The following is an 8888-nucleotide window of genomic DNA, read 5'->3' as shown; positions in this document are numbered from 1 at the left end:
TCCTAGGCCGGGGTCTTCGTGGCACCGGTGGGGGAGACGACCGGCTCGGGGGAGGCGTCGGCGGGGAGGGCTGTCATGTGGGCGGCCGTCGGCGCGGCGGCGAGGGTCTGAGCGGCGCTGGAGATCGCGACACCCACCGGGCTGATGCTGACAGCGCCTCTCTCGGCGACGGGCGCTGGGGCCGCCAGGGCGCTCGGGGCGCCCGCGACCAGCAGGACGCCGAGGGCGACCGTCACGAAGAGCGGGCGGGAGGTGCGTCGTCGGCCTGGCATCGCGCCAGCCTATCTGCCGTGCGTGACGAGCCTGCTCCACGCCCGTCCGTCCACGCCGGGGGGCTCGGCCCTGGTCTGCCGCACCCGGCCTCGTTCCTCCGCGGGTCTTGCTGCCTGCGCGCCGCCGTGCCACACTGACAAAGTACTTTGCACCGCAAACCTCATTGACGGAGTCACCATGACCGACGACGGCACGTCTCGACCCTCGGGCGCTCCCGCAGAGTCCCCGCTCGACGCGGCCGAGAGCCTGCGGATCATCGCCGCGCAGACCGCGAAGGTGCGGTCCAGGGAGCCCGACTCCCGGCTGATCTTCGCCGCGTGGGGCGCGGCCTGGCTCCTGGGGTACCTCGCGCTCTACCTCACGGCCACGGGCCGCGTCGGGCAGCCGCAGGTCACCGAGGGCTTCTCCCTGCCTGCGGGGTGGGCCTTCGCGGTCTTCGGCCTCGCGATCATCGCGGCGATGGTCTTCACCGTCGTCCACAGCACCCGGGCCAACGCGGGGATCAAGGGAGTCTCGGCGTCCTTCGGGGCCATGTACGGATGGACGTGGTGCCTCGGCTTCGTCGCCATGTCCGTCATGCTCGGCGGGCTCGCGCGTGCCGGTGCCGGGCCCGAGGTCATGGCGGTCGCCTCGAACGCCTGCTCGTGCCTGCTCGTCGGCGTGCTTTACATGGCGGGCGGGGCGTTCTGGCAGGACCGCCAGCAGTACGCGATCGGCGTGTGGATCATCCTCGTCGCCACGGTGGCGGTCTTCGCAGGCCTGCCGCAGACCTATCTCGTCATGGCCGTGCTCGGGGGCGGCGGGTTCTTCGTCGGGATGGTGCTCGAGCACCTGCGCCGCCGTCGCGACCCCTCTGCCGGTGCTGGCTTCGCGGTGGCCGGGCGACCGGTCGGCGCATGAGCGAGACCGGCCTCGACCCCGTCATCCACGCGCAGGCCCGCCTGCGCGTGGTCGCGACCCTCGCGGCGCTCAGCCCGGGGGACCGCATCTCCTTCCCGCGGCTGCAGGACCTGCTCGACATGACCGCCGGGAACCTCTCGACCCACCTGCGCAAGCTCGAGGACGCGGAGTACGTGACGATCCTCAAGACCCACGAGGGCCGCAAGCCCGCCAGCTACGTCGAGCTCACGCCGCTCGGCCGACGCGCCTTCGAGTCCTACACGGCGTCTCTGACCGCACTCCTGAGAGGGACCGCACCATGAGCCAGCCAGCCCAGCCTGCACCCCACGGCCAGTCGGGGCAGCCTGTCCACCCACGCCAGCCAGCCCAGCCGGGTGCGCCAACCCAGCCAGCACGCTCCGCGCCGTCGATCATCGAGGTCACCGGTGTCACCCGCCGCTTCGGCCCCGTGGTCGCCCTCGACGACGTGTCCCTGCAGATCGCCCCCGGCGAGCTCGTGGGCATCCTCGGCCCGAACGGCGCCGGGAAGTCCACCCTGCTCTCCCTCGTCTCGGGCCAGCGCAAGCCCGACTCGGGAACCGTGCGGCTCTGCGGTCTCGACCCGCGTGACGCGGCCGCCCGCACCTCCCTCGGCCTCACACCCCAGGAGACCGGCCTCCCCGCGACCCTCAAGGTCCGCGAGGTCGTCGACTACATCGGCGGGCACTACCCGGACCCCGTCCCGACGGCCGAGCTGCTCGAGCAGTTCGGGCTGGGCGAGCTCGCCGGCCGCCAGACCGGTGGCATGTCCGGCGGGCAGAAGCGTCGCCTCGCCGTGGCCCTCGCCCTCGTCGGACGCCCGTCGGTGATCCTCCTCGACGAACCCACGACGGGTCTCGACGTCAACGCCCGCCAGGTCCTCTGGCAGGCGATCCGGGACTACCACGCGAGCGGCGGGACGGTGCTGCTCACGAGCCACTACCTCGAAGAGGTCCAGGCCCTCGCCGAGCGAGTGGTCGTCGTCGACCAGGGCGTGGTCCGGGCCGACGACACCATGGACGCGATCCTCGAGCAGGTGGGGGTCCGGCGCGTGGTGCTGCACAGCGCTGGTCTCGCGGTGCCGGGTGCCGCTGAGGCGCGCTTCCCGCAGGTCACCCGCGTGCAGGTGTCCGGCGACAGGGTCGAGCTGTTCACGCCCGACGCCGACGGCTTCGTCCGCGAGCTCGTCGTGAGCGGGATCGACTTCCACGGCCTCGAGGTGCGCGGGGCGACCCTCGAAGAGGCTTTCGAGCAGATGGTGGCCGCCCCGGCCAGCACGCCCGCGGGAATGCCCACCTCCAGACCCACCAGAGCTCCCGCCGTCAGACCTGCATCCGCACCCGTCCGAGGAGAGCAGCGATGACCACCACCCAGCCCCGGACCCTGTCGACAGCGCACCTCACCCGGCTGCACCTCAAGTACCAGTTCCTCGAGACCGTGCGCGTGCCGATGGCCGTCTTCGGCAACCTGCTGTTCCCGGCGCTGTCGATGTTCTTCTTCGTGGTGCCCCAGCCCTACGTGGCCGACGACCCTGTGGCGTCGACGATGGCCGTCGCGTCGCTCGGGCTCTTCGCCATCTGCTCGGCGAGCCTGTTCACCTACGGCCTGGGTGTCGCGGAGGACCGCGCGCTGCCCTTCGACCCGTTCTTGCGCTCGATGCCGGCGGGTCCCGCGCCGCGGATGCTCGCCCGGGTGCTCAACGGCGGCATCTTCTCGCTGTTCGGGATCGTCCCGCTCGTGCTCATCGGGTGGCTCTTCACCGCGGCGACGGTCACGTGGGCCCAGCTCGCGCTCGGGGTCGTGGTGCTGCTCGTGGTCTCGGTGCCCTTCGTCCTGCTCGGCATGGGGATCGGCTACTCGCTGCCGGCCAAGGCGGCGCTGCCCGTCGTGCAGCTCGTGCTGTTCCCGCTGGCCTTCGCCGGCGGGCTCTTCATGCCACCGCAGTTCTTCCCCGACTGGTTGTCCGTCGTCTCCCAGGCGACCCCCACCCGCGCAGGCCGCGACCTGCTGGTCGGCGCCCTCACCGGATCCGACGTCTACGCCGGCGCCTGGCCCGTGCTCCTCGGGTGGACGGCGCTCTTCGCAGCCCTCACGGTCTGGGCCTACCGCCGCGACGAGGGTCGCCGCTTCCGCTGAGGAACGTCAGCGCACACGCCCGAAGTCCCGGCTCCCCGCTCAGCCGGCGCGGCGCAGCCGCAGGGAGTTGCCGACGACGATCACCGAGCTCGCGGCCATCGCGGCGCCGGCGATCATCGGGTTGAGCAGCCCGAGGGCCGCGAGCGGGATCGCCGCGACGTTGTACGCGAAGGCCCAGAAAAGGTTCTGCCGGATGATCCGCAGGGTCTGGCGGGACAGCCGGATCGCTGTCGCGGCGCTGCGGAGGTCGCCGCGGACGAGGGTGATGTCGCTGGCCTCGATCGCGACGTCGGTCCCGGTGCCCATCGCGAGCCCGAGGTCCGCCCCGGCGAGGGCGGCGGCGTCGTTGACACCGTCGCCGACCATCGCGACGACCCGGCCCTCGGCCCGCAGCCGGGCGACGACCTCGGCCTTCTCCGACGGGACCACCTGCGCGACGACGTCGTCGGCGGCGATCCCCACCTGCTCGGCGGCGACGCGCGCCGCACCGGGGTTGTCGCCGGTCAGCAAGATCGGGCGGAGCCCGAGGTCCTTGAGCTCCGCGACGGCCTGGGCCGAGGACTCCTTGACGGGGTCTCGGAGCACGACGACCCCGCGGGCCGCTCCGTCCCACGCCGCGACGACTGCCGTCGCCCCGCTGCTCTCGGCCGCCGCGACGGCGTCACGCAGCGGACGCTGGTCGTCGCCGTCGACCGTCATGCCCTGCTCGGCGAGCCACGAGAGCCGCCCGACGAGCACGCGCGGCGACAGGTCGAGCCCGGAGTGCGCGACCCTGACGACACCCGACACCCCGCCGCCCGCGGCGCTCACGAAGTCGAGCACCTGCTCGGACCCGACGACGAGGCCGTCACCGCCGACGGCCTCGGCGTCCGGACTCAGCCCGGCCTTCTCCTGCTGCGCCGCAGCGGCGATCGCCTGCGCGATCGGGTGCTCGCTCAGTGCCTCGACAGCCCCGGCGAGGCGGAGCGTGCTGTCGTCGCCGACGACCTGCTCGACGACCATGCGTCCCTGGGTGACGGTCCCGGTCTTGTCGAGGACGACCGTGTCGACGCGGCGGGTCGACTCGAGGATCTCCGGGCCCTTGATGAGCACCCCGAGCTGCGCGCCGCGCCCCGTGCCGACGAGCAGGGCCGTCGGGGTGGCCAGACCGAGGGCACAGGGGCACGCGATGATGAGGACCGCGACAGCGGCTGTGAAGGCCGCCTGGGTGGAGTCACCCCAGACCATCCAGGCTGCGAAGGTCACCAGGGCGACGACGAAGACGACAGGGACGAAGACCGCCGAGATCCTGTCGGCGAGGCGCTGCACGGGGGCCTTGCCGGTCTGCGCGGCCGAGACGAGCCGGCCGATCTGCGCGAGGGTGGTCTCCTCGCCCACGCGCGTCGCGCGGACGACGAGGTGGCCGGAGGTGCTGATCGTCGCCCCGGTGACGGGGTCGCCCGGGCCGACGTCGACGGGTACGGGCTCACCGGTGAGCAGCGACGCGTCGATCGCGCTCGTGCCCTCGACGACGACCCCGTCGGTCGCGACCTTCTCGCCTGGCCGCACGACGAAGAGGTCGTCGGTGCGCAGCGACTCGACAGGGACGCGCTGCTCGACGCGGCGACCTGAGTCGTCTGTCGTGAGGACCACGACCTCCTTGACGCCGAGGGCGAGCAAGGACCGGAGGGCGTCGCCGGCGCGGCGCCGCGACCTGTGCTCGGCGTAGCGGCCGGCCAGCAAGAAGGTGGTGACGACAGCCGCGACCTCGAAGTACAGCTCGGGGCCCGTCATGGCCGCGTGGTCGGCGGCCGGGAAGAGGCTCGGCGTCATGCGCATGCCGATCTCACCGGCCCCGCCGAAGAGCAGCGCCCAGAGGGACCAGGCCGTCGCCGCGACGACGCCGACCGAGACGAGGGTGTCCATGGTCGACGCACCGTGCCGTGCCGCGCGGAAGGCCGCCCTGTGGAAGGGCCAGGCCGACCAGGTGACGACGGGCAGCGCGAGCACGGCGACGACCCACTGCCACCCGTCGACCTGGAGCGCGGGGATCATCGAGAGCAGGACGACGGGGACCGACAGGACCGTCGAGACGACCAGCCTGCGCCGCAGGTCTGCGCCACGGTCGGGGGTCGGTGCCGAGGTGTCTTCACCCTCGACCATCACGTGCCCCTCGGCCATCGAGTGGCCCGACAGCGCCATCTCCGCGGAGGAGTGGTCGTGCGCGGCCTCGGGTGCGTGCGCTGCGTGGGGCGAGTGCGACGTGCTGGGAGGGTGCGGCGTGCCGGGTGAGTGGGGCGCATCCACAGCATGCGCCGCGCCGGCGGCCCCCGATGCGTCGGGGGCGTGGTCCTCCGACGCGTCCCCACCAAGCCTGCGCCGCCCGGTGACGCGCGCGTCGTAGCCCGCCTTGGCGACGGCCGCGACGAGCTCTGCCTCGTCGACGTCCTCGTCGAGCACGACGTGCGCGGACTCGAGCGGCAGGTTGACCGTCGCCACGACCCCGGGAAGCCTGTTGAGCCGCTTCTCGACGCGAGCCACGCACGAGGCGCAGGTCATGCCGCTGACGGCGAGGTCGATCTCCGCGACGGGCTCGCGGTGGTCCTGGGTCGGGTGGTCGGTCGTCGGGCCGGACATGTCAGCTCCTCGGTGGTGCAGGGTGCGTCTCTCCCTCCACCATACCCCTAGGGGGTACTATGTCCAGGTGTGCTGGGTCACGCGAGGGACCACAGAGGATCGCCCCTCGAGACCTCAGCACGTGCCGAGGGTCAGCGACCCGCAGCCCCCCGCCGCCGGACAGCCAGCGTCCCGACGCCCACGACGAGCAGGAGAGCCGCGACGGCGAGCGGCGCCGCCGGGTCAGACCCTGTCGTCGGGAGCCTGCCGCCGTCCCCGCCGGTCCCGGTCCCGCCGGGCGGCAAGGCGCCCGGCGCCGTCGTCGGTGCCCCGGTCCCAGGGTCACCCGGCCCGCCGGACGGCTCGGTCGTCGGCCCGGCCGTCGGAGGTGCTGTGGGCTCTGTGGTCGTCGGCTCGGGGGTCGGCACCGCAGCGAGCACGAAGCTCTGGTCGGCGTAGACCTCGCCGGCGGCCGTCACGGTCACGGTCACGCTCTCCGGACCGGCGACCGTGTACCCCTCAGGCGGGACCACGCTGACGGTGTACGTCCCCGGTGCCAGCTCGTCGAGGGCGTAGGCGCCCGACGCGTCGGTCGTGAGCGTCCCAGGGCCCTCGGGTCCGTCGACCCGGAGGTCGACGCCGGCGAGCGGCGTCCCGGCCTCGTCGGTCACCTGTCCGCTGACGGCGCCGAGGGCGGCGAGCGCGAAGTCGACGTCGGTCACGTCGGTGCCCCCGACGGTCTCCTCGCGGGTGCCGGCCCCGAGGACGACGTACCCCGCGGGCGGGTCGACGGTCACCGACCACGCACCCGGGGCGAGGTCGCCGAAGCTGTAGCCGCCGTCGAGGGCGGTGAGGGTCTGGAGCGTCGCGCCGCCGGGGCCCGTCGCGGTCACGAGGGCGCCGGGGACGGCCGTGCCGGAGGCTGTCACCGCTCCGGAGAGCGAGACCTCCGGGGCGGCCTGCAGCACGAAGTCCTGGTCGGTCACGGGGGTCTGGGAGTCGGGCGGGACCGTGAAGGTCAGGGGCGGGGTCAGTGCTGTGTACCCGTCGGGGGCGGTGACGGTGACGACGTGGTCGCCCACGGGCACCGAGTCGACGAGATAGCTGCCGTCCGACAGGGTGACGACGGTCTGCGGTCCTCCGGGGCCGTCGACCGTCACGGTGACACCGCCGAGAGGAAGCCCGTCGGAGTCTCGGACGGTCCCGCTGACGGCGGCCGGGATGATGTCGCGGACCGTGAAGTCGACTGCGCTCGCGTCGGTCGTGGAGAGGTCGGCCGGGAGGCGGACAGGGCTCGTGGCGATGCTGCCGTCGGGCGCGTCCAGCTCGACCTGGTAGCCGTCGGTCGCCGTGAAGCCCTCGAAGGAATAGCTGCCGTCGGGGCCCGAGAAGCTCGTCGCGAGCGTCTCGCCCGCGGGTCCGAGCAGGGTCAGCGTCGCGCCCTTGAGCGGGCCTTCGGCGCCAGGGGTGACGTCGCTGACGACGCCGCTGACGTCTCGGGCGAGTGCCGCGAACCACGTCTGGTAGACGGGGAACCCGGCGCGCCGGGTGAAGGTGAGCGTCAGCGTCGAGACGGGTGCCGACGGCTCGAACCATCCTGCCGAGCCCGAGGTGTCGATCGCGGCGGCGTTGCCGGTGAGCGTGCGGGTGGTCGAGTCCCAGGAGGGGACGTCGGTCGTCACGCCTGTGCACGAGGGCTTGCCCGCGAGGCCGGGGGCGCAGTAGTTGAACCCGCCCTGGTACCCGAGCTCGGTCGCTGTCAGCAGCCGGCCGTCGGCTCCTGTCGCGGAGACCTGGACCTGGTCGGCGTCGATGTCGCCGAGCACGAAGGTCCAGCCGCTCGCCGGGGTCGGCCTGTCGAAGGTGTAGGTGGTCGTCGAGGCTCCGGTCGACGAGTCGACCCGGGGCCGGAGGTTGAGGTACTGCTCGTCGCGGCTGCTGCCGTAGCGCTGCCCGACCGGCGTCCCGGCGCTCAGCCAGGTCGTCGCGCCCGAGATGACCGCGACACCTCCGCCGCGGGAGTCCGAGCTCATCTGGGACCCGGGGAACCCGCCGGCGAGCGGTGCGACGGAGGTCGACCAGCTGCCGGGACCGCCGTCGAGCGGTTCCCAGTCGGCCCATCCCGTGGTGGTCGCGGCAGATGCCGGTGCCAGCACCCCGCCGGCGACGAGCCCGCCCGAGAGCGCGACGGCTGCCGCGGACAGGACGGCCACGAGCCGGGGGCTGCGGCGTCGCGCGCGGGGAGCGGGCTGTCGGGCGGGCTGGTGGCGCGGTGCCATGTGCGGTCCTCCGGAGGCGTCGTCGCCGTCCGGCTGCGCGGGCGCGCTCCCCCTGGCGATCAGTAGTCAGGAGGAGATCCGCTCGGCCAGGCCAGCAGGCGGAGTCTTCACCAGCCCACCATCGTCGACGACTGTGACGCGGATCGCATCTGGAGGCCTGGTACGGTCCGGTCAGGCCGTGCCCAGCGGGTGGCCGTGGTCTGGCTCCACGCGACGAGGCCCGAGGTCTGCGGGCAGACACGACGGGTCTGCTCCCGCCAGCAGCAGGGGGAGCAGACCCGTCGACGCCGCCCGTCGTGCACGACCGGGCGGGTGGTCACGCGACCACGTGGGACGTCGGCGTCAGGCCGGGTCGCCCTCGTAGAACTCTTCGCGCTGCTGGTGCTGCTCCTTGCTCTGGGCGGCGAGGCCGTCCACCTCGACGTCGACCGAGGCGGTCTCGTACCCGGCCTCGGTGACGGCCGCGCGCAGCGCGCTCTCGTCGAGGGGCTCGTGGGACAAGATCGTCACCTCGGAGACGGCGTCCTTGCGCAGCTCGACGCTGATGCGCTCGACTCCGTCGACGCCTTCGAGCTCTTCGGTGACCGACGAGACGCAGTGGGCGCAGGTCATCCCCGGCACTCCGAGGGTGGTGATGGTCGGCATGGTGGCTCCTTGTTCGGTGGCGGGCTGGGCGTGGGTCGGGAC

At 73.2% G+C, this 8888-nt stretch carries 8 protein-coding genes; 4 read left to right on the top strand and 4 right to left on the bottom strand.

Annotated elements, in window-relative coordinates:
• Positions 1-2 precede the first annotated feature (2 nt).
• Positions 3-272 (bottom strand): hypothetical protein, encoded by a 270-nt coding sequence (locus tag HZZ10_RS18645; RefSeq protein WP_179914659.1) that lies wholly within the window; start codon positions 270-272, stop codon positions 3-5.
• Positions 273-450: 178 nt separating this feature from the next.
• On the opposite strand from HZZ10_RS18645, the gene HZZ10_RS18640 reads away from it, so the two are divergent.
• From HZZ10_RS18640 to HZZ10_RS18625, 4 genes are read left to right on the top strand one after another with little or no spacing between them, the layout of a single operon-like run.
• Positions 451-1173: a hypothetical protein gene (locus HZZ10_RS18640; RefSeq protein ID WP_179914658.1), complete on the top strand. Its 723-nt coding sequence runs from the start codon at positions 451-453 to the stop codon at positions 1171-1173.
• Positions 1170-1475 carry a transcriptional regulator gene (locus tag HZZ10_RS18635; RefSeq protein ID WP_056127059.1) on the top strand — a complete coding sequence of 102 codons (306 nt, stop codon included), beginning with the start codon at positions 1170-1172 and terminating at the stop codon, positions 1473-1475. The genes HZZ10_RS18640 and HZZ10_RS18635 overlap by 4 nt, the downstream gene beginning before the upstream one ends.
• A complete protein-coding gene (locus tag HZZ10_RS18630; RefSeq protein ID WP_228087818.1) occupies positions 1472-2554 on the top strand; it encodes an ABC transporter ATP-binding protein in 1083 nt (360 codons plus the stop codon). The genes HZZ10_RS18635 and HZZ10_RS18630 overlap by 4 nt, the downstream gene beginning before the upstream one ends.
• On the top strand, positions 2551-3327 hold the full coding sequence (locus tag HZZ10_RS18625; RefSeq protein ID WP_056127061.1) for an ABC transporter permease: 777 nt from the start codon (positions 2551-2553) through the stop codon (positions 3325-3327). Before HZZ10_RS18630 ends, HZZ10_RS18625 begins: the two co-directional genes overlap by 4 nt.
• A 39-nt stretch (positions 3328-3366) precedes the next feature.
• Here HZZ10_RS18625 and HZZ10_RS18620 read toward each other — a convergent pair whose 3' ends face one another.
• The 3 genes from HZZ10_RS18620 to HZZ10_RS18610 form a co-directional block, all read right to left on the bottom strand.
• A complete protein-coding gene (locus HZZ10_RS18620; protein ID WP_179914657.1) occupies positions 3367-5943 on the bottom strand; it encodes a heavy metal translocating P-type ATPase in 2577 nt (858 codons plus the stop codon).
• A gap of 131 nt (positions 5944-6074) precedes the next feature.
• Positions 6075-8201, bottom strand: coding sequence for an MSCRAMM family protein (locus tag HZZ10_RS18615; RefSeq protein ID WP_179914656.1), 2127 nt, complete (start codon positions 8199-8201; stop codon positions 6075-6077).
• A gap of 342 nt (positions 8202-8543) precedes the next feature.
• On the bottom strand, positions 8544-8888 hold a 345-nt coding region (locus HZZ10_RS18610; protein WP_228087816.1), incomplete at its 5' end, for a heavy-metal-associated domain-containing protein.

It is taken from the genome of Sanguibacter inulinus, from assembly GCF_013415325.1.
Classification (GTDB): Bacteria; Actinomycetota; Actinomycetes; order Actinomycetales; family Cellulomonadaceae; genus Sanguibacter; species Sanguibacter inulinus.
This window is presented reverse-complemented; position numbering and strand designations above follow the sequence as displayed.